Source organism: Actinophytocola sp., from assembly GCF_045807065.1.
In the GTDB taxonomy this organism is placed as follows: Bacteria; Actinomycetota; Actinomycetes; order Mycobacteriales; family Pseudonocardiaceae; genus Actinophytocola.
Genome location: NZ_JBJMIE010000833.1, coordinates 1 through 19,943, shown reverse-complemented (window position 1 = coordinate 19,943; position 19,943 = coordinate 1). Strand labels below are relative to the sequence as shown.

Annotated in this window: 20 protein-coding genes; 7 read left to right on the top strand and 13 right to left on the bottom strand. The window is 70.5% G+C overall.

Features of this window, described 5'->3' with window-relative positions; translation table 11 throughout:
* Positions 1-449 (top strand): peroxidase family protein (locus ACJ73U_RS48235; RefSeq protein WP_407784546.1); only part of this gene is annotated, 449 nt, incomplete at its 5' end.
* Between the two features lie 69 nt (positions 450-518).
* On the opposite strand, the gene ACJ73U_RS48230 is transcribed toward ACJ73U_RS48235, so the two are convergent.
* Positions 519-1,739, bottom strand: coding sequence for a sensor histidine kinase (locus ACJ73U_RS48230; RefSeq protein WP_407784545.1), 1,221 nt, complete (start codon positions 1,737-1,739; stop codon positions 519-521).
* A gap of 97 nt (positions 1,740-1,836) precedes the next feature.
* Between ACJ73U_RS48230 and ACJ73U_RS48225 the strand changes: the two genes are divergently transcribed.
* Positions 1,837-3,018 carry a glycosyltransferase family 2 protein gene (locus ACJ73U_RS48225; protein WP_407784544.1) on the top strand — a complete coding sequence of 394 codons (1,182 nt, stop codon included), beginning with the start codon at positions 1,837-1,839 and terminating at the stop codon, positions 3,016-3,018.
* An 8-nt stretch (positions 3,019-3,026) separates the two neighbouring features.
* Here ACJ73U_RS48225 and ACJ73U_RS48220 read toward each other — a convergent pair whose 3' ends face one another.
* Positions 3,027-4,298, bottom strand: a complete 1,272-nt coding sequence (locus ACJ73U_RS48220) for a nucleotide disphospho-sugar-binding domain-containing protein (protein ID WP_407784543.1) — start codon at positions 4,296-4,298, stop codon at positions 3,027-3,029.
* Between the two features lie 250 nt (positions 4,299-4,548).
* Between ACJ73U_RS48220 and ACJ73U_RS48215 the strand changes: the two genes are divergently transcribed.
* Positions 4,549-5,814, top strand: a complete 1,266-nt coding sequence (locus tag ACJ73U_RS48215; protein ID WP_407784542.1) for an MFS transporter — start codon at positions 4,549-4,551, stop codon at positions 5,812-5,814.
* Between the two features lie 31 nt (positions 5,815-5,845).
* Here ACJ73U_RS48215 and ACJ73U_RS48210 read toward each other — a convergent pair whose 3' ends face one another.
* Positions 5,846-6,427 carry a ScbR family autoregulator-binding transcription factor gene (locus ACJ73U_RS48210; protein WP_407784541.1) on the bottom strand — a complete coding sequence of 194 codons (582 nt, stop codon included), beginning with the start codon at positions 6,425-6,427 and terminating at the stop codon, positions 5,846-5,848.
* Positions 6,428-6,630: 203 nt separating this feature from the next.
* On the opposite strand from ACJ73U_RS48210, the gene ACJ73U_RS48205 reads away from it, so the two are divergent.
* On the top strand, positions 6,631-7,665 hold the full coding sequence (locus ACJ73U_RS48205; protein WP_407784540.1) for a zinc-binding dehydrogenase: 1,035 nt from the start codon (positions 6,631-6,633) through the stop codon (positions 7,663-7,665).
* A gap of 94 nt (positions 7,666-7,759) precedes the next feature.
* Here the strand turns inward: ACJ73U_RS48205 and ACJ73U_RS48200 are convergent, their stop codons facing one another.
* From ACJ73U_RS48200 to ACJ73U_RS48175, 6 genes are all read right to left on the bottom strand, one after another.
* On the bottom strand, positions 7,760-8,431 hold the full coding sequence (locus ACJ73U_RS48200; protein WP_407784539.1) for an HAD family hydrolase: 672 nt from the start codon (positions 8,429-8,431) through the stop codon (positions 7,760-7,762).
* 81 nt (positions 8,432-8,512) lie between these two features.
* Complete coding sequence (locus tag ACJ73U_RS48195; protein WP_407784538.1) at positions 8,513-9,259, bottom strand: SDR family NAD(P)-dependent oxidoreductase; 747 nt, start codon at positions 9,257-9,259, stop codon at positions 8,513-8,515.
* A complete protein-coding gene (locus ACJ73U_RS48190; RefSeq protein WP_407784537.1) occupies positions 9,259-10,179 on the bottom strand; it encodes a 3-keto-5-aminohexanoate cleavage protein in 921 nt (306 codons plus the stop codon). Before ACJ73U_RS48190 ends, ACJ73U_RS48195 begins: the two co-directional genes overlap by 1 nt.
* A gap of 52 nt (positions 10,180-10,231) precedes the next feature.
* A complete protein-coding gene (locus ACJ73U_RS48185; RefSeq protein ID WP_407784536.1) occupies positions 10,232-11,014 on the bottom strand; it encodes an HpcH/HpaI aldolase family protein in 783 nt (260 codons plus the stop codon).
* Complete coding sequence (locus ACJ73U_RS48180; RefSeq protein WP_407784535.1) at positions 11,011-11,886, bottom strand: hypothetical protein; 876 nt, start codon at positions 11,884-11,886, stop codon at positions 11,011-11,013. Before ACJ73U_RS48180 ends, ACJ73U_RS48185 begins: the two co-directional genes overlap by 4 nt.
* Before the next feature lie 11 nt (positions 11,887-11,897).
* Positions 11,898-12,788 (bottom strand): DUF6282 family protein, encoded by an 891-nt coding sequence (locus ACJ73U_RS48175; RefSeq protein ID WP_407784534.1) that lies wholly within the window; start codon positions 12,786-12,788, stop codon positions 11,898-11,900.
* A 151-nt stretch (positions 12,789-12,939) separates the two neighbouring features.
* Between ACJ73U_RS48175 and ACJ73U_RS48170 the strand changes: the two genes are divergently transcribed.
* Complete coding sequence (locus tag ACJ73U_RS48170) at positions 12,940-14,328, top strand: MFS transporter (protein ID WP_407784533.1); 1,389 nt, start codon at positions 12,940-12,942, stop codon at positions 14,326-14,328.
* Between the two features lie 478 nt (positions 14,329-14,806).
* Here the strand turns inward: ACJ73U_RS48170 and ACJ73U_RS48165 are convergent, their stop codons facing one another.
* A complete protein-coding gene (locus ACJ73U_RS48165; RefSeq protein WP_407784532.1) occupies positions 14,807-15,667 on the bottom strand; it encodes a spermidine synthase in 861 nt (286 codons plus the stop codon).
* 119 nt (positions 15,668-15,786) lie between these two features.
* Between ACJ73U_RS48165 and ACJ73U_RS48160 the strand changes: the two genes are divergently transcribed.
* Positions 15,787-16,581: an IclR family transcriptional regulator gene (locus ACJ73U_RS48160; RefSeq protein WP_407784531.1), complete on the top strand. Its 795-nt coding sequence runs from the start codon at positions 15,787-15,789 to the stop codon at positions 16,579-16,581.
* Positions 16,582-16,927: 346 nt separating this feature from the next.
* The gene (locus ACJ73U_RS48155) at positions 16,928-17,533 is read left to right on the top strand and encodes a hypothetical protein (protein ID WP_407784530.1); all 606 of its coding nucleotides are present in this window, start codon (positions 16,928-16,930) and stop codon (positions 17,531-17,533) included.
* A 15-nt stretch (positions 17,534-17,548) separates the two neighbouring features.
* Here the strand turns inward: ACJ73U_RS48155 and ACJ73U_RS48150 are convergent, their stop codons facing one another.
* The 3 genes from ACJ73U_RS48150 to ACJ73U_RS48140 form a co-directional block, all read right to left on the bottom strand.
* A complete protein-coding gene (locus ACJ73U_RS48150; protein WP_407784529.1) occupies positions 17,549-19,051 on the bottom strand; it encodes a hypothetical protein in 1,503 nt (500 codons plus the stop codon).
* A 30-nt stretch (positions 19,052-19,081) separates the two neighbouring features.
* Complete coding sequence (locus tag ACJ73U_RS48145) at positions 19,082-19,648, bottom strand: hypothetical protein (protein ID WP_407784528.1); 567 nt, start codon at positions 19,646-19,648, stop codon at positions 19,082-19,084.
* Positions 19,649-19,664: 16 nt separating this feature from the next.
* A partial coding sequence (locus tag ACJ73U_RS48140) for a hypothetical protein (RefSeq protein ID WP_407784527.1) occupies positions 19,665-19,943 on the bottom strand: 279 nt, incomplete at its 5' end.

Below are 19,943 nucleotides of genomic sequence, written 5' to 3'. Positions count from 1 at the left end.
GGTTCCGCAACTACCTGCGTGCCGGCGAGAAGCTCCAGCCGGAGGTGCTGCTCGTCGACCGCGCGTACATGCTCAACCTGACCGCGCCCGAGATGACCGTCCTCGTCGGCGGTCTGCGCTCCCTCGGCGCCAACACCGGCGGCATCCGCCACGGCGTCCTCACCGACCGGCCCGGCGTGCTGAGCAACGACTTCTTCGTCAACCTGCTCTCGCCGGGCACCCGGTGGAAGGCGTCGGAGTCCGAGGAGAACGTGTACGAGATCCGCGACTCGGCCACCGACGAGCTGAAGTGGACCGCCACCGCGGTCGACCTCATCTTCGGCTCCAACTCCCAGCTCCGCGCACTCGCGGAGGTCTACGCCAGCCAGGACGCCCACGAGAAGTTCGTGAGCGACTTCGTCGCGGCCTGGACCAAGGTCATGGAGCTGGACCGGTTCGACCTCGTCTGATCCGCACCTGATCCTCGCCGCACCGCCGGCCCGGCCGATCGGCCGGGCCGGCGGTGCCACGAGTGGCGCTCACGCGTCGGCGCCGGCCGGGATCCGCGCCAGGACACGGAAACCGCCGTCCGGCTGGGTGGCGGTCTCCAGCTCACCTTCGAGCAGCCGCACTCGTTCCCGCAGCCCCGACAGGCCGCGCCCACCCGAAACGAACGGCGGGGCCACGGTGGTGGGGCCGGCGGTGGTCACCTCGATCTCGATGCGCTCGTCGGCGTGCCGGACGAGGACTGTGGTCGGGCGGCCCGTCGCGTACTTCATCGCGTTGGTGAGCGTCTCCTGCACCACGCGGTACGCGGCCAGCTCGACCTCGACGGACCGCCGCCGCCCGACGCCCTGTTCGGTCCACTCGACGGGCTGCCCCGACAACCGCGCCTGTTCGACCAGCTCCCCGAACCGGCCCACGGTCGGAGTCGGGCTCGTGGCCGGGTTCGTGGCGGGAGTCGGGTTCGTGGTCGGGGTGCCCTCGGGCGTGCCGAGTACGCCGAGCAGTGTTCGCAGCTCGCTCAGCGCGCGGCGGCCGGTCTCGCTGATCGCGTCCAGCCCTCCGCCGACGCGTGCCGGCGCGGCGTCGAGCTGGAACTGTGCCGCGTCGGCCTGGACCACCATGGCGGTCACGTGGTGGGTGACCACGTCGTGCAGCTCGCGGGCGATGCGGGCCCGTTCGGCGGCCGCGGCCAACGCCACGGCCAGCCGCGTGCGTTCGGCCGCCTCCGCACGCCACCGGCGCACACCGGTGCCGCTCGACCAGATCACCGCCATGACGAGGTAGAACGCGAGGAAGTCCAGGAACCGTTGCGGGGAGCCCAACTCGTGCAACACGACCGCGAGCAGCGCATACCCGGCGGTCACCACCGCGGCCAGCCCTCGGCGGAACCGGGACAGGTGCGCCCCGGCGGCGTACAGCGACAGGAGAAGACCCACCTTGCTGAAGGTGTCCGGATAACCCAGCACCTGGTCGACCGCGAACGCGCCGCCGACGACCAGGAGGCACACGCCGGGCCGGCGGGTCCGCAGCGCCAACGGCAGGCACATCGCCAGGGTCAGCGCCAGGGCGATCGCCGTGCCGGCCGTGCCGGCCGGATGTCCTGGCAGATCACCGATCTCCGGACCGAGGTGGGACACCGTTGGCACGAACGCCAGCACCGCGAACACCGCCGCCAACGCCGTGTCCTTGACCGGAGCGGGGAAGGCGGGCCACCGGTGGAGTACCGAAAGCGGAGATGCCGTGTCAGCGAACACGCGGCGTAGCCTAGGGGACACCGCTCGCGCTGCCGGCGGTGGCGGTCGCACCGGTTGACGCGTTCGGCTCGCCACCCCTACCATCGCCGCCGACACCGTGGCCCCCCGAGGCGGGAGAAGCGAGTTGACGCGGCTCAGTGTGGTGGTTCCCGCGTACAACGCCGCTCGTGGTCTGCGAACCTGCTTGCGGTCACTGGATTCCCAGGCGCTGGCCCCGGGTGACTCCTACGATGTCGTTGTCGTGGACGACGGTTCCACCGATGAGACCGGTGCGGTGGTGAACGACGCCAGCTGGCGCGTGCCGATCCACTACCTCCACCTGCCCAGAACCGAGTCCTCCGGCCGGTCCAGGGCGCGCAACACCGGGATCCGCGCGGCGACCGGCGATGTCATCGTCATGGTCGACGCCGACGAGATCGCGCCGCCCGGGTTCCTCGCCCAGCACGCACGGCTGCACCGCCTGCGGCACGACCTGGTGGTGATCGGGCCGCGCCACCACCTTTCCGGCCAGGTGGTCGACTCGGGCGACCTCGCCGGCGCCCTGGCCGACGACCCGGCCGCGCTGGTGGTGAAGCGGGACACGCGGGATGCGGTGCTCGGCGTGCTTTCCCACAACCTCAACAACCTGGCGACCAGCTGGCACCACATGTTCAGCTGCAACGCGTCCGTACGGCGGGAGCACCTGCTCGACGTCGGCGGCTTCGACGAGGACTTCACCGGCTGGGGCCTGGAGGACTCCGAGCTCGGCTACCGCCTGCACCGGAAAGGGCTTGCCTTCGCCTATGTGCCGGAAGCCGTTGTCTACCACCAGCACCGCCAGGCCATCGACGCCCGCATGCACGGTGAGTGGCTGCGCAACCTGACGCACTTCGTCGCGAAGCACCCCGAGCCCGAGGTCGCGGCGCAGTGGGTCATCGAGCCGTCGGTCAACCCGGCCGCGAACCAGTCGAGCTGGGTGGAGTGCGCGCTGCGCCTGGAGTTCGCCGTCCGCGCACTGCACGGACGGCTGCCCGGGGAGCGCTACAAGCTGATCGAGGTCGACGAGGGCAACAGGGACGACGTCGTGGCCTGCCTGGAGCGGCACGCGGCGGACACGAACCTGCTGATCGTCGACCACCTGGCCGATCCGGAGCTGTGCGCCCTCGTGCAGACCGCGGCGACGCGGCACGAGGTGCTGTACTTCCAACGGCCGAACCCGGCCGAGCTGGACCGCATCCTGGCCATCTGGCCCATCGCGCCGGCCGCCGCCGAACCGGTTGCCGCCGAGCGGGGCGCGTAGGCGGCCGCTCAGCGCAGGAGTGCCTCCACGGTCGTGATCGGGTCGTGCGCCGCGTAGGACGCGCTCACCCGGCGCACCGCCTCCCGATAGGAGGGATCGCCGAGGACGGTCGTGACCGCCTCGACGATCTGCTCCCGTGACGGCGTCGCCGTCTTCAGGTCGATGCCGAGCCGGTGGTACGCGACGCGGGCGGCGTTCATCGGTTTCTCTTCCGTGGTACCGCACATCACGACCGGCACGCCCGCGGCGAGGGCGGTCTGGGTGCCGCCCGCGCCGCCGTTGGTGATGAGCAGGTCGGCCCGGGGGAGGAGCGAGTCGAAGGGGACGTACTCCGCCACCCGCGCGTTGGCGGGCGGGTCGATGCCCAGCGCGGACACGTCGCGGCACACGGTGGCGATGACGAGGACGTCCATGTCCGCCAGGGCCAGCAGCGTCGGTTCGAGGAGCTGGGTGAGATCGCCGTTCGCGGTGGTGCCCTGCGTGACGACGACGACCGGGCGCTCCCCGTCGAGCTCGTCCCACCACGGCGGCTTCCGCGGGTCGTTGCCGGGGTGGGGCGGCAGGATGCCCGCGTAGGTGAACGCGGGGGTCGGCGCGACGCGGGGGAAGTCGAACTCCGGCACCGTGAGCGCGGCGACGACGTCCGGCAGGGAGTACACGGCCGTGTAGAAGTCCGGCACGGGCTCGGTGGCGCCGAGCTCGGTCAGCCTGTCCCGCGCGGCACTCGTCGTCGACGTCAGCATCGCGTGGAACTCGGCGTTGGCCGCGCGGTGCGCCCGCACCGCCTCCTCGCCGCGCAGGCCAGGGAGGGGACCGAAGACCGTCGTCGCGTCGTCCCCGGCGCAGATCGCGGCCGCCGCCACGGACACCCACCTGCGGGGCCGCCGGCCGGGAGCGCCGAGCGCGACCGGCCACGCGCCGACGAACAGCGAGGTGCAGAGCAGCGCGGCGTCGGGCTCCTCGTCGAGGAGGCGCTGCACGGCCTCGTGCTGGCCGTTCATCCCGGCCACGAACACGTTGGTGAGGTCCCAGTTGAACTGTTCGGGGCCGGGCGGCAGCGCGTTCCGCTCCGGGTTCGCGCCCAGGAGTAGACGGTCGTCATAGTCGGCGTTCTCGGGCAGTGGCACGTACCGCGCGCCGGCGGCCCTCGCCGACTCGGCGAACCGGGAGCCGAGCAACGCGGTCACCGAGTGCCCCCGCCGCACCAGGCCGGCCGCGAACTCCAGCATGGGCACCGTTTCACCGAACACCGGGGGCGAGGCGACGATCACCGAAACCACAAAGACCACTCCCGACTGACCCAGCCCTGGTGGGGACAGCCGCACAGTAGTGCGGAAGGTGAGCGGTTTTCCACCATTTGATCGCGTGCGCAAATACCATGCTGAATCGCTTTCTGGTCTTGGGAATAACCAGAATGTGCCGCCGCGCGACCACTATGGTCTCCGGCTGCGTGGGAATCGATCCCTTGGGAGCGGTAACGGGAGGGGAAGGAAATGAGCGGCCCGGCCGCATCGAGTACGGAGGCACGTGGTGAGCACTGGGGCCGAGGCCGCCGCTAGGCGGCCGATACTGTTGGTGTGCCTGGCCATCTTCGGCCTGGTGGCCGGGCAGCAGATGGTCAACCCGATCCTCGCCCCGCTGGCCCGCGAGTTCGGGTTCAGCGAGCTGGCACTGGGCGTCGTGTGGACCGTCAGCGCGTCCGGCGTCGTGCTGGCCAGCCCGTTCTGGGGGCGTCGCACCACGTCCTGGGGGCACCGGCTGGTGCTGCTGGTCGCGCTCCTCGGTGCGATGACCGGGCTGCTGGCGTTCGCGTTCGTCGCCCACGTCGGGGTGACCGGCGCGCTCGCCGTGCCGCTGCTGTTCACGTTGGTCCTGCTCAGCCGTGGCGTGGTGTTCGGCTTCGCCTGGGCCGGGATCGGGGTGACCGCGCAGTCGTACGTGGCCGACGTGACCTCCGGCACCGACGAACGGGTGCGGGGCATGTCCATGCTGGGCGCGGCGTCGGGTCTGGGCTCGGCCACCGGACCGGCGCTCGGCGGACTGCTGAGCTTCGCCGGTCTCCTCGCGCCGATCTACGTCGCACCGGCCATCCTGGCCGTGATCGCGGTCCTGGTGTGGACCGGCCTGCCCAAGCCGAAAACCCACCTGGCCCGGCCCGTCTCGGCGAAGATCAGCCCTTTCGACCGCCGCCTGTGGCCGTTCCTGGCCACGGGGTTCGGCCTGAGCCTCGCCTTCACCATCGTGCAGATGACGATCGGCTTCCTCCTGCAGGACAGGTTGCACCTCACCGCACAGGAGACCGGACGCGCGACCGGTCTGGTCATGCTGGCCGGTGCGGGCGCGATCGTCTTCGCCCAGGCCTTCGCCGTCCCCCGGCTGGGCTGGGCGCCGCTGCGCCTCATCCGGACCGGCGCGGTCCTCATGGCCGGCGGCATCGTCGTCGTGACCGTCGCCCCGAGCGCGCTCCTGCTCAGCGTCGGCGTCGCCCTGCTCGGGGCCGGTCTGGGCTTCGGCACACCCGGTTTCGTGTCCGCGCCGACACTCCTGACCACCCGTGAGGAGCAGGGTGCCGTGGCCGGGCTGATCGGTTCCACCAACGCGCTCACCTACACGCTCGGCCCGCTCCTGGCCACCAGCCTGTACGAGATCGCCCCGACCGTGCCCTACCTCCTCGCCGCCGGCGTGCTCGCGGTCCTGGTCGTCTTCGTGTTCGCGCACCCGGGAGTGCGCCAGGCGCCGACGGCCGCGGCGGAGTCCGAGGAAACCGTCGCGGCCACGGCGACATCGCGGCGGTAGAAGACCCCGTCCGCGCCGGCGCCGAGCGCGGTCACGAGGCCGCGACGGGGTCGGCGGCGATGGAGTAGAAGAGCAGGTCCCGCGTCTCGGCCCAGCGCTCCAGCAGGTCGGCGTGCTGGTGCAGGACACCGGAGATGTGCTGGGTGCCGAAGGCCGTCGCGACGATCGTCCGCGCGGCGGCCTCGGGGTCGACCCCCGTGCGGAGCTGGCCGGCCCCGCGGGCCTGCGCGAGTATCCCGGCCATCGAGGAGATCGACTCGAGGTAGGGCGGGGGCAGCGTGGTGCCGATCAACGAGCGCTCGGCCTGGAGGCGGGTGCCGGCGATGACGAAGACGTCCGCCAGGAAGCTGCCGACCAACCTGTCCATCAGCACGCGGGCGGTCTCCAGCGGCGGGTGACCCTCCTCGCGCACCCGCTCGGTCAGCGCCAGCCAACGCCGGAACAGCTCCCGCACCACCTCGACCGCCATGTCCTTCTTGTCGCGGAAGTGGAAGTACACCGCCCCCGGCGTCATGCCGACCCGCTCAGCGACGTCGGCGACGGAGGTGTGGGGATACCCGCGCTCGGCGAACAGCTCCGCCGCCGCCGTCAGCACGGCGGCTCGAGTCCGCACGGCCCTGTCCTGCTTGGGCTTGGACCGCACGGCTCCGCGGGATGTGCCAGCGGACGGTGAGTTGCTCACGGACTGGACCGACCTTCCGAATCGCTGCCCTGAAAATACCGTGACAAAGGTTTGTGGCTCAACGTGACCTATCTCCCTGCCGGTACGAGACTACTGGTCACTGAAAAAACCTTGATGAAGGTATGTTCTTGGGCATGGCGATGGACAGGCAGGACGGCTTCGAGGTGAGGACGACGATGCGTGCGGCGGTCTGTGTTCGGCCGGGTGGCCCCGAGGTGCTGGAGATCCGCGAGCTGCCGACCCCGGCGGTCCGGGACGGCTGGAGCCTGGTGCGGGTGAAGGGCGCCGGCCTGAACCGGTCGGAGCTGCGGACCCGCCAGGGACACTCCCCGAACGTGACGTTCCCGCGCGTGCTCGGGATCGAGTGCGTCGGCGTCCTGGCGGCCACGACCGACCCCGCGCTGGCGGTCGGGCAGACCGTCGCCGCGGTGATGGGGGAGATGGGCCGTGCGTTCGACGGCGGGTACGCGGAGTACGCGCTGTTGCCGAACTCGCTGCTCCTGCCCGTGTCCACCACGTTGCCCTGGGAGGTGCTGGCCGCGCTGCCCGAGTCCTACCTGACCGCGTACGGATCGCTGGAGGCGCTGGGGATCGGGCCGGGCGCCACGGGGCGGCTGCTCATCCGCGGCGGGACGTCGTCGGTCGGGATGGCCGCGGCGTCGATCGCCGCGGGCTACGGCGTCGAGACCGCGGCCACGACCCGGCGCGCGGACAAGGTGGCCGCGCTGGCCGCTGCCGGCGTCGACCACGTGCTGCTCGACGAGGGGGGATCGCTCGCGGCGCGCGTGCACACGGTCTGGCCGCAGGGACCGGACCACGTCCTCGACCTCGTCGGGACGAACACCGTGCTGGACTCGCTCCGCCTCGTCCGTCGTGGTGGGACGGTGTGCGTGTCGGGCTCGCTCAGCGGCTGGCTGCTCCCCGACTTCGAGCCGATCGCGATGATCCCGACCGGGACCAGGCTCACCGCCTTCCACAGCGACACCATCAGGGGGAGCGCGGGCGCGGCCGCGCTGCGACGGGTCGTCCACGAGGTCGAGACAGGCGTCTACCGACCCAACGTCGACCGCGTCTTCGGCCTGGACGACATCGTCGCGGCCCACCGCTACATGGAGGACGACCAGGCCACCGGAAAGGTCGTCGTGGTGCCCTCCCGCGAGGAGGAGTGACGGGTGGAGTTCGTCCGTTCCCGTGGTCAGCGACACCGACAGCGGGGTGCCGGCGCCCGCTGTCAGGCCCTCGTCGCCGCCCTCGGCGGGCGAACTACCCCCGTTGGGGAACGGCGGTGGGCAGCTCGTCGAGGTTGGCGCACAGCTCCGGCAGGTTCTCGTACACCACCGCCGCGCCCGCGTCGGTGAGCTCCGCCGCGCCGAAGCCGCCCGTGAGCACGCCCGCGGTGGGGACGTGGATCTTCTTGGCGGCCCGGCAGTCCCACACCGAGTCGCCGATGGCGACGGTCTCGGCGTCCGGGTCCGGGGCCTTGTCGATGGCGGCGGTCAGCAGGTCGGGGGCCGGTTTGGTCTTCGACACGTCCTCCGCGGTGGTCCAGCCGTGCACCAGCTCCCGCGCGCCGACCACGTCGAGGTAGCGGTCGATGTGGTCCGACTTGCCCGAGCTCGCCAGCACCACCGTGTAGCCGGCCTCGCGCAGTGCGGTCAGGAACTCGTGCGCGCCCTCGAGGGGCTCGATCTCGTCGAGCATCTCGTTGAAGTGGGCGGCCCACGCCTCGCGGACCGCGTCACCGTGCTCGGCCTCGACCTGCTCGCCGGCGACCTCGGTGACCAGCCGGTCGCCCCCCATGCCGATGGCGCGGTGCGCCCTCGCCGCCGGCACGACCACCTTCACGTCGCGGAACGCCCGCACCCAGGCCACCGCGTGGTGGTAGTTCGTGTCCACGAGCGTGCCATCGATGTCGACCACGGCCAGTCGGTTCATGCCTGCGCGTTACCCGTTCTCGCGCACGTGTAACCCTTCGGCCGCCGGCCGCCGCGTGGTGGCCAGGTGATCCCGCGACCGTCAGGCGGTGAACCCGCCGTCCACGGGCAGCACGACGCCGCTGAGGTGGCTCGCGTGGTCGCTCAGCAGGAACGCCGCGGTGGCACCGACCTCCGCGCCCGTTCCCGCCTTGCGCAGCGGGGTGGCGTTGATCCGCGCCTCGACGCCGCCGGGGATCGTGCGGCGCAGCTCGTCGAGCATGGGGGACTCGGTCGGGCCGGGGGCCAGCACGTTGACGCGGATGCCGAGTGGGCCGAAGTCGTGGGCGGCGGTGCGGGTCAGGCCGATGACGGCGTGCTTCGTGGCCTGGTAGGCGCCCATGCCGGAGCTGCCACGCAGGCCGCCGATGCTGCTCACGTTGACGATCGAGCCCACCCCTCGCGGTCGCATCACGCGCACCTCCTCGCGCAGGCACAGCCACGTGCCCTTCACGTTCACGGCCATGAGCCGGTCGAAGTCCGCCTCCGGGACCTCGTCCAGGCGGCCGGCGCCGCCCGTCGCGGCGCAGTTGAACGCGCCGTCGAGCCACCCGAACCGGGCCACGGCGGCGTCGACGAACGCGGTCACGCTCGCCGAGGAGGTGACATCGCCCGTCGTGTGGGCCACGTCGTGACCCGCTGACGTCAGGTCCTTCGTCAGCGCGGCCAGGGGTTCCTCGTGCCGGGCGACGAGCATGACCGAGGCGCCGCCCTCGGCGAACACGCGGGCGGAGTCGGCGCCGATGCCCGAGCTGGCGCCGACGACGAGGATGGCTTTTCCGGCGAGCATCAGGCTCCCCTTCCACGAAGTGCGAGCATCGCGCGGGCCTCGGCGGGGGTGGCCACCGGCCTGCCCAGGTCCTCGACGATGGCACGGATCTTCCTGACCTGCTGGGCGTTGCTCTCGGCGAGCCGGCCCCTGCCGATCCACAGGCTGTCCTCGAGGCCCACCCGCACATGACCGCCGAGCCACACGCTGTGCGTCCCGAACCGCATCTGGTCCCGGCCCGCGGCGAACGCGGAGAACAGGTAGTCCTCGCCGAAGAGCTTGTCGGCGATCCGGACCATGTGCTCCAGGTTCGCGTGGTCGGCGCCGATGCCGCCCAGGACGCCGAACACGCCCTGGATCAACAGCGGCGGTCTCGCCAGGCCCTTCTCGACGAAGTGGGCGAGCGAGTACAGGTGCCCGATGTCGTAGCACTCGTACTCGAACCGGGTGCCGGACGCGCCGAGCGTGCGCAGCGTGTGCTCGATGGCGTCGAAGGTGTTCACGAACGGGTGGGAGTAGGTGTTGAGGACGTACGGTCGCTCCCAGTCGTGCTTCCACTCGGTGACCTTGTCGGCGATCCCGGAGTAGACGAAGTTCATCGAGCCCATGTTCAGCGACGCCAGTTCGGGCCGCAGCCGCAGCGCCGCCGCCAGCCGCTCATCCATGGTCATCGACGACGCGCCACCGGTGGTGATGTTGATGACGGCGTCGGTCTGCGCGGTGATCCGCCCGACGATCTTCTCGAAGACGTCCGGGTCCGGCGTGGGCCGTCCGTCCGGCTGCCGGGCGTGCAGGTGCACGACGGCCGAACCGGCCTCGACCGCCTCGAGCGCGGCGTCGGCCACCTCGTCGGCGGACAGCGGCAGGTGGGGGCTCTGGGACGGGACGTTGACCGAACCCGTGACCGCCGTGGTGATGATGACCTTGTCGGCCGTGCGCATCAGTCCTCCTTCGCGAGCGCGCGGTGGGCGTCGAGCCTGCGGGTCGGCCTCGTCATCGCGAGGCGTCCCGGAACGCCGTCACCAGTCCGCGCGCGGACTCGGCCAGCATCGACGTGTCGTTGCTGAGCAGGACGAAGTCGCAGCCCTCGCGGACGGCCAGCGCGGCACGCGCCGGCACGCTCCCGAACGCGAGACCGCAGCGCTTGCCGGCGGCGTGCGCCGCCTCGATCACCGAACCGATCAGCTCGACCACCTCGGGCGCGGCCGGCGTCGTGCCCATCGACAGCGACAGGTCGGCCGCGCCGACGAACACGGCGTCCACAGTGTCCAGTGCGAGCATCTCCGGGGCGGCCTTGACCGCCTCGACGCTTTCCAGCTGCGGGATGCACAGCACGTCGTCGTTGCCGGTCGCGAGGTACTCGGCGTTCGGGCGCAGCCCCCACGCGCCGGCCCGGCTGGTGCCGCCGGCGCCGCGGACGCCGTGAGGCGGGAAGCGGCACGCCTGCCCCACCGCGAGAGCCTGCGCCACCGTGTCCACGTGCGGCACGAGGATGCCCATGGCACCCGCGTCGAGGACCTTCTGGATCGTCGACGGCGTCTTGTCCGGCACCCGCACCAGTGGTGTCATGCCCAGTGCCGCGGCCGAGTTGACCATCCGGTAGGCGTTCTGCGGGTCGAGTGGCGCGTGCTCGAGGTCGACCACGACGAAGTCGAACCCCGCGTACGCCATGATCTCGACCGGCTCACCGGACGCGATCTTCAGCCAGGTGCCCACCGGGGTGGTCGTCCGCCCGAAGAGCCCGCCGCCCGTGCGCGGTGACGTCGGTTCGCTCACGGCATCGGGTAGTCGTCGGCGTTGAGCACCCAGCCGGGTTTCTCGGAGAAGTCCACGCGCGGCGGGCTGAAGATGTCGATCAGCTGGTTCACGCCGGGATCGCTCGCCGCGGACGTGTGGACCGTCGGCGGCGGGATGATCGCGACGGACGGGCTGCCCACCCGCACGTGCTCGTCCTCGCGCCACCGCGTGCTGTCGTTCAGCCACGGCGTGCGGATGTGGTGCACGTACTCTCCCTGTACGGCGAGGGAAAGCTGCTCGAAGTCGTCGTGGGTGTGCGGGGAGAGCCGGCGCGGGTCCCGTGGGCCGTGCTGCTCGGGCAGGAAGTTGACCATGAACGAGCGGGTGCGGAAGATGCGGCCGAACCGTCCCGGCTCCTCGGGCACCGCCGACAGCGGGTAGAACCGGACCGTGTCGCCCCCGACGGGTTCCGGCCACCGCCGCAGCAACGCCACCCGCGGGTGGTCCCGCGCGTAGGCGTCGGCGTTCGCCGGGCGGTCGCGCCACTGCGGGTCGGTGGCCTCGATGAGCCGGACCAGCGGGCCGTCGCCGCGCACGCTGATCCGGGAGGCCCCGGGCGGGACGACGACCAGCCCCGGTTCGTCCACTGTGGTCGCACCGTCGTCGGTGAGTACCGTGAACGCGGGGGAGTCGCCGGTGACCACGATGGCGAGCTCCCCTTCGACGGTCCCGTTGTCGAGATCGTCGCCGGCCTTCGCCTCGGTGTGCACGAGGATGACGTTCTGCGCGCGCACGACCGGGGTCTCGCGCAGGTCGAAGTACTGCGCGGCCGCGACGGCGTCGCCGCTGTCCGGCCGGGGCGCGGTCGCCGTCGCGAGCGCGGAGCGCGGATCGTCCTTGTCGTAGGCCATGGTGTCCTTCCTCAGGCGTCCAGGTTGAGCAGGTAGGTTGGGTTGTCGCGGACCATGCGCCGCAGGTCCTTCTCCGGCAGGCCGAGGTCGAGCAGTGCCTCGCCGACCCGCATCCAGGCGTCCACGGGCTTCGGGTTGGCCGCCTGCCCGAAGTCGGAGGCCAGCACGGTGTGTTCGGGGCCGAGCTGCTCGATCCACCTCAGCAGTTGTCGGGGGTCCCACTTCTGCGAGCCCTCGGGGTCGTACATGCCGACCTCGTGCTCGACGAACGCGCCGAGGTCGATCAGCTCGCGGCACAGCTCCGGCTCGGCGCCGATGACGTAGTCGGGGTGGCTGACGACCATGCGCGTGATCCCGCGGTCCCGCGCGGCCTCGAACAGCGTGCGGATGTACTCCGGGTACATGTGGCCGCCGTTGACCACGGCCTCCTGGTCCTTGATCTCGTCGAGGATCTCGCCGGCCTCGGACCTGAGCTGCCCGGACTCCTCGACGATGTCGATGCGTTCCAGGGTCAGCGGCACGGTCGTGGTCGGGAACGCGCCGTCCTCGGGGTGGCACTCGAGGTGCCGGCCCGAGGAGATCGTCGGGAACCACACCACCTTGCCGCCCATGCGCAGGCACATGCGCACGGCGTGCACGTTCAGGCCGCCGACCGTGCTGTTCAGCGCGATGCCGCCGTAGGCGGTGGCGGCGACGTCGGCCAGGCGCCCCTTCATCGCCAGGATGTCCATCTGGGTGTTGTGGTGGTGGGACTTCGCGACCATCGCACGCATGCCGATCCGGGCGCCGTCCCGCGCGGCCTCGACGTGGTCGAAGCGCCGGGGGAACGGGCTGGGCCCGGAGTGGACGTGCATGTCGACCAGCCCGTCCAGGACGGAGGCTATGGCGGGACGCTGGCTCACGGGACCACCTCGTTCGCGATGTGAATTCTCACTTCACTATAAGAGCAGAAGTCAACCCCTTCTGTGCTCTTGTGCTCGCCAGCCACCCCGTTTACCGTACTGATCGTTCACTTCGTGAACACGATGTTCGGAACAGTCCGGGAGGACGACGATGTCCACACCGCCCCCCGTCGCAGAGCCCCAGCCGGCCGGGCTGGCCGCGCACCCGCTGGCCGAGCCGGTCGCCCCGCACCACCCCGACCCCGCGAAGGTGCGTGCCGCGGTGCGCGGCGGCACCCTCGCCTACTTCGTCGACCAGTTCGACATCTACCTGCCGATCGTCGTGCTGGCGCCGGCGGCGATCTACTTCCAGTCGGCGAACCTGAGCGCGAGCACGACGGCCATGCTGACCTCGCTGGTGTTCGCCTCGACGCTCGTCGGCCGCCCGCTCGGTGCGATCATCTTCGGCCACTTCGCGGACACGGTCGGGCGCAAGCGCACCACGCTGGTGGCCGTCAGCGGCTTCGGGTTCGTCACGCTGGCGATCGCGTGCCTGCCCGGCCACGAGACGATCGGGATGTGGTCGGTCGGCCTGCTGATCGCCCTGCGGTTCGTCGACGGGATCTTCCTGGGCGGCGAGTACACGACCGCCGTGCCGCTGGCGATGGAGTGGAGCCCGAAGCACAAACGCGGCCTCTACGCGTCGATCATCACGTCCACCTCGCCCGGCGCCTACGTGACGATCGCCGCGATCACGCTGCTGGTGCTCGAGCTGATGCCGTCGGGGGAGGTGCACAGTGCCTATGTGCAGTGGGGCTGGCGGATCCCGTTCGTGATCGGCGCGCTGCTCGCGGCCGTGCTTTTCCGGTACTACCAGAAGCAGGTGCACGAACCACCGGTGACCGTGACCGGCGAGCGCCACCGGCTCCCGTTCGTGCGGCTGCTGGTGCGGTACCCGAAGTCGCTGGCACAGGTGTTCGTGCTGATGACCGGCACGTGGCTGGCCACCAACATGGAGGCCGCCGTGACGCCCGCGCAGCTCAAGGCACACCTGGAGCTGTCGAGCAAGCAGGTCACCCTGACAATGCTGGTGATCAACGCGGCCGCGGCGCTGTCCTACCCGCTGTTCGGCCTGCTGTCCCAACGGATCGGCCGACGCCGGTTCTACATCGGCTACGGCCTGTGCGTCCTCGTGATCGGCGCCGGCTCGTACTCCCTGCTGATGTCCTCCGCCGGCGGCATGGGCGCGGTACTCGGCTGGGCCGTCCTGATCGGCGTCTTCACCGTCGGCACCTTCGGCCCGATCGCCGCCTACCTGACCGAACGCTTCCCGACGAGCATCCGGTCGACGGGGTACGGCGTCGGCTACAGCCTCGCACTGATCGCCCCGGCGTTCTACCAGTTCTACCTGCAGCGCCTCGATGGCGTCATGCCCGCCCACCTCGCACCGGCCGTCGTACTCGTACTCGCCGGCACCCTCATCAGCCTCGGCGGCTTCCTCGGCCCGGAGACCAAGGACGTCGACATGACCGACGAGAGCACGATCCCAAGCCTGTCCTGAGTCTGTCCTGAGTCTGTCCTGAATAGACTGTCCTGAACGGATCCCGCGACTGTCCTGAGTGGATCGTGCGGCTGTCCCTGAACGGACTGGCCTGAACGCGTCATGTGCCTGTCCCGAACGATCCCGCGACTGTGCCGAACGATCCCGCGACTGTCCGGAACGAAAGGACCGTCCGCTCGACGCCCGAGGACGCGCATCGGCCCACCCCGCCGGGGGGACCCCTGGTTCCACACTACCAACGAGCACCGACAAAACCGGTCCTGAGCCGCGCGAACGCTCCACTCGTGCGCGCCCGGGGCCGGTTGGTTCGTCGGGCCGGGCGGAGGGTGACCTGACGCGCCCCCGAACCCGCTCGTTCGTCGGGCTCGTGGGTCCGGATCGTCCGGGTGGTACTGGCCACCCGGCTCCAGGGTGAGCGCCGTGTCGACGACGACCCGCAGCTCGGGTGCGTCGCGGACATCGACAGGGTAAGGCTGGGTCAGGCGCCCAGGCCGTAGGTCCCTTCGGGCGGTGGCGGTGACTGCGTGGCGGTCTCGTCGGTGGTGGGGCGGGCGCCGCCGGTGAAGCGGGTCAGTGCGTCGCCGTGTTCGAGGCGGCCGGGGAACGGGTCGCCGGCCGTTCGGCGGGCCAGGTCGGCGATGGGCAGCTCCGCGCGGGAGGCGACCAGGACGAGGTTGCCGAAGCGCCGCCCCCGCAGCACGGCGGGCTCGGCCAGGACGCAGACGTGCGGGAACACCGCGCCCACGGTCGCCACCTGGGCCCTGGCGAACGCGAGTGGGCCGCCGTCGGCGATGTTGGCCGCGTAGACGCCGCCCGGGTGCAGCGCACGGGCCGCCAGCGACACGTACTCCACCGACGTGAGGTGCGCCGGTGTGCGGGCACCCGCGAACACGTCCGTGACGACGAGGTCGAACGCGTCCTGCGGGGCTGCGGCCAGCACCGCACGCGCGTCACCGTGCCGGATCCTGATGCGCCAGGTGCGGTCGACGGGCAGCCGGTCACGCACCAGGTCGATCAAGGCCGCGTCGATCTCGACGACCTGCTGGGCGGAACGCGGACGGGTGGCGGCGACGTAGCGGGCCAACGTCACGGCGCCGCCACCCAGGTGCATGACCCGCAGCGGAGCACGCGGGGGCGCGACGAGATCGACGACGTGCGCGAGCCGGCGCACGTACTCGAACTCGATGCGCGTCGGGTCGCCGAGGTCCACGTGCGACTGGGGAGTGCCGTCCACGCACAGCGTCCACGCGTCCGGCACGTCCGGGTCCGCCACCAGCTCCGCGACGCCCGAAGCGACCTCCCGGGTCACGGCCTGGTGGGCCTTGCGGCTACGTCCCACCCGCACAACCTAACCGGTGACCGCGAGCGCCCGTGCCCTCGGCACGGGCGTGTTCGGGTAGCCTGACCGGCGTGTTCACCAAGTGAACAAGGCTTTCGACATCGCCGGCGGAGGATCTCGTGACCAAATCGACCCGGTCGCCGGACGCGGAACGCGGCGACCAGGCCGACATCCAGGCCGTGAGCCGGGTCAGCCAGATCCTGTCGCTGTTCGAGCCGGCGACCCCCGAGGTGACGGCGAACATGGTCGCCGAGCGGCTGGACCTCAACCGCACCACCGCGTACCGGTACTGCACGTCGCTGGTCGCGGCGGGTCTGCTCGAACGCAGCGCCGAGGGCGGCTACGTGCCCGGCGGCCTGCTGCTGCAGCTCGGTGCGTTCGCCATCGGGCACCGGCGGGTCGTCAACCTCGCGCCGCGGCACATGCGTGCGCTCGCGCGGGCCACGCAGACCAGCGTGGTGCTCAGCCTGTGGGGCCTCACCGGCCCGGTGGTGTCGCGGGTCGAGGAGAACGCCTCGACCATCGTCGTCGTGTCGGTGCGGGTCGGCAGCCACCTGCCGATGGACACGGCGCAGAGCAAGATCTTCCTCGCCTACCACGCCGACCAGCTGTCCATGGACCGGCTGATGGCGAACCTGCCCGGCTCGGCCCGGGAGGAGCTGCGCGCCGAGGTCGAGCGCGTCCGCACGGTCGGCCACTGCTCGGCCATGAGCACCCCCGGCGTCGTCGCGGTGGCCGCCCCCGTCTTCGACGAGTACGGCCTCTGCGCCACCCTGGCCATCGTCGGCCCCGACAACACCCTGTCGATGTCCGACGACGCGCCCGAGCTGCGGGTCGTCGTGGACACCGCGCGTGCGCTCACCCTCGAGCTGGGCGGCCAGTACCGCCCGGACGATCCGGACCCGCGAGCCTGACGGCATCACGATCACAGACCACGAACGCTCACCGGCGTGCCGCCGAACCTGGCCGACGTTCATGGACAGAGCACAAGCGGGGGGTCTGCGAACAGCGACGACCGGGCCGTGTCCGCGGTCTCGGCACGGGCGCGACCGTCGTCCTCGGCAGCCGCGACGCGACCAGGGTCGGCGCCGCTCGCTCACCCCGTCCCGGCCGCCGGTGCACACCAGGACCACGGGCCAGCGGCTGACCGGAAGACATCGTGCGTTGTCACCCATGCGAATGACCCCCACATGGATAACGTCCGTGCGTTCTGTGACGGCTCTACATTGTGGCCCTCAGTCCTGACACAGTGGAGGTCCCGTGACCGACGTGCAGCAGTCCGACACCGAGCCGACCGAACCGGCCGAGGTGACCGAGTCGACCGACGAGCCGGACGAGCCGGCCGAGGTGACCGGCTCGGCCAGGCCCCGCCGGCGGCCGCCCGCCTGGCTCTTCGCGGTCGCCGGTGCGCTGCTCGTGGTCGCGGTGGTGGCCTTCCTGCGCGGTGGTGGTGACGCCGCCCGGCCGCGGGACCTGAGCACACCGCAGGGTGCGGCGGAGGCCTTCGCCGCGGCCGCGTCCGCGGGTGACGTCGACGGCATGCTCGCCGTCACCTGCCTCGGGGACGCCGGCTGTGCCGCCGAGCACGGCAAGGGCATCACCAAGGAGGAGATCAGGGCGGCGCAGAAGGTCATCGCCGGCAACATGCGGGAGCTCGGCGGCCGGTTCCGGTACGCCGAGTTCACCGACGTGCGTGCCGGCGCCGAGCCCGGCACCCGTGACGTCGACTACCGGCTGCCCGGTGTGTCCGACGAGCAGCGGAACTACCTGGTCTTCGTCAAGTACCGGGACCGCTGGCTCTACATCGCCTCGGGCGGCTCGACGACCACCTCGCCCCCGACCGCCTCACCCACCCCGGCGAACTGACCGACCGGCCACGGCTCACCCGAGGTGCTCATCGGCGTCCTTGATGTCCAGGACCCGTACCCACGTCCGGAGGAACGAGCGTTCGTCATCCTTGTTGGCTTCGCGGATCTTCGCCATCTCCGCCCCGTTGAGACTGTTCACCCTCCTGCGTGACGACAGCCCGATGGGCGTCTCCCGTATCGAGTAGTCGTCCTTGCCGAGGCGGTCGTCGTGGGCGGTCGCCTCGGAGGACGATCCGGTGATCCGCCATCCGCCCGCCTTCTTGCCCGCATCCTCGCGTAGCTTGGCGTCGGCGAGGAAGTTCTGCCTCCCGTTCTTGGCGTTACTGCCGTACAAGGCCTGCCAAGCCTCCAGGGCCAGTCCGGTGTCGAGGTCCTGTGCTGTCAGGTTCTTCTCCTGTAGCCAGCTGTGCAGGCTGGTGCCTTTGGTCTCCGCGATCGTGCCCAGGATCTCGCCGCCGTACATTTTCCGGTTGAACTGTGTGCTGTCGTACTCGAAATCATCGTCGGTATTGCGTGCCGCCCGGTTCAGATCCCTGTAACCCGTTTTCGCGGCCGCGGCACTGTATTCGATCCTTGGTACGGCGGCCGGTGTGGCGTGCCACACCAGGTCGTCGACCCACGACACGTAGGTATTGACGTATTCGCTCGGTCCTCCGCGAACCGGCTGGTCGTCGGTGATGGCCGCGCGTGCTCGCTGCAGGTCGGTCAGGTAGTCCGCCGGAAGGAGTTCCGACTGCAGTTCCGCTCTCGCACTGCTCGGCTGCGCCGCGTCCGGGTACCACTCGGTTGCTTCTATCGGTTTCTGGTTGTCGAAGATCAGGTTGACGAAGATGTTGTTCCCGCCGCTGTCCTTGTGAAAGATCGGCGATTCCTGGTACCCGCTCCGATCCGGGTAGTAGTTCACGTCTATGCCGACTCTGTAGTCGCCGCTCTTGAACCAGTCCTGTTTTTGGATGTAGGCCAGTTGGCCGTTGGCCTCCATGAATTTTTCGACGAAGTCGGCGGTCTCCTTGATGTCCTTCTCGTCAATGATTTCGGGGTCGTCGATCAAGTACCTGGTCTCGCGCCCCTCTTGCGGCGTGTAGTAGATCGTGCAGAGTTCGGCGATGTATTTGCTGGGATCACTGTCCTTTTTCTGTAGGGGTAGAAATATCTTCTTCAGCTTCTGGGCAAGGGTGGGCCAGGTATTGCCGCTCGTGCCGAGCAGCTTGTCGACCGAGCCCGTCTGCATGAGCAGCGGAGACAGTTCACTCGCGTTGCTCTGGCCGAAGGTCACATCCTCCATCTCCATTTTCTGCGGTCGTACCTCGTGTGCGCTTATGTTGGGTACGGCGGGAGGAGTGGGCGTCCTGCCCTCGTGGTCGCTCGGCGCTGTCCCTTTCGACTCGACCAACAATCTCTTCTCGGGAACGGGGTGTTCCGCGGAGAGGGAGAGCTTTCGCTTCTTGTTCTTCTTGACCTTCTTCTTTGCTTTCTGGGGTGCCTTGCTCTTGGGTGCCTGTGTCTTGTCGGTCATGCCGGTCCTCCTCTGGCGCGACGGCCGGGATCAGAAGCTGTCGGGTGAGCTCGGGAACGCGGAGACGGTGTCACCCTTCCGGCCCAGGTAGACCTCGATGTGCCGGGCGGGTCGCTGTCCCGGTCCGGCCAGGACCCCGCCGAGGTACCCGACAGTGGCGCCGTCCATGTCGATCAGGAAGCGGTAGCTCCCGTTGGTCCCCGGCTCGGACGCCGCCACGAACCGGTCGTCCGAGTAGATGCGGTGCAAGGCCAGCCCGACCCAGTTCCTCACCTGCGGAAGGCTGCCCTGCCAGACACCGTGGTTCGCCTCCTCGGTGCTGGCCCGGAAGTGCGCGGCGTCGTGGTACTCCGTGCCGAAGTTGCCGCGCAGGGCCTTCACCTTGCCCGCGAAGGGGTTCACCGGCCTGGGACCGGTGACCGTGGCGGGCGGCGCCGGCGTCTGGGCACCCACCAGTGGTCGGGGTGGCGTGGTCGTCCCGGTGTCGGTCGCCGGCTGGAGTGCGGTATCGGTTGCGTTCGCGGTGCCGGCGTCGGTCCGGGCCTTCTTGCGGCTCGATGCGCCGGCACGCTTCCGCCTCTTCGCTGCGGTGCTCATGCCGCGATGCCTTTCGTCACTGGGCACTGGCGCGGTAGGTGAGGATCAGGCCGAGGTCGGTGACGGCGGCCTTGTCGCCCTCGAAGACGAGCGTCCAGCGGCCCGTGACCAGGCCGGGCGTGGCCAGCAGCTTGCCGTCCTCCAGTGCGAGCCGCTTCTCCCCGTTGAGCAGGAACCTCGCCTCGCCGTCGGTGGCGCGCTTGTACCGTGCGTACACGCCGGTGATCTGCCGTCCCGTGATGCCGGGCAGCTGCTGCGGGTCGATCGGCAGGACCAGCTGGTTCGAGTCGCCCTC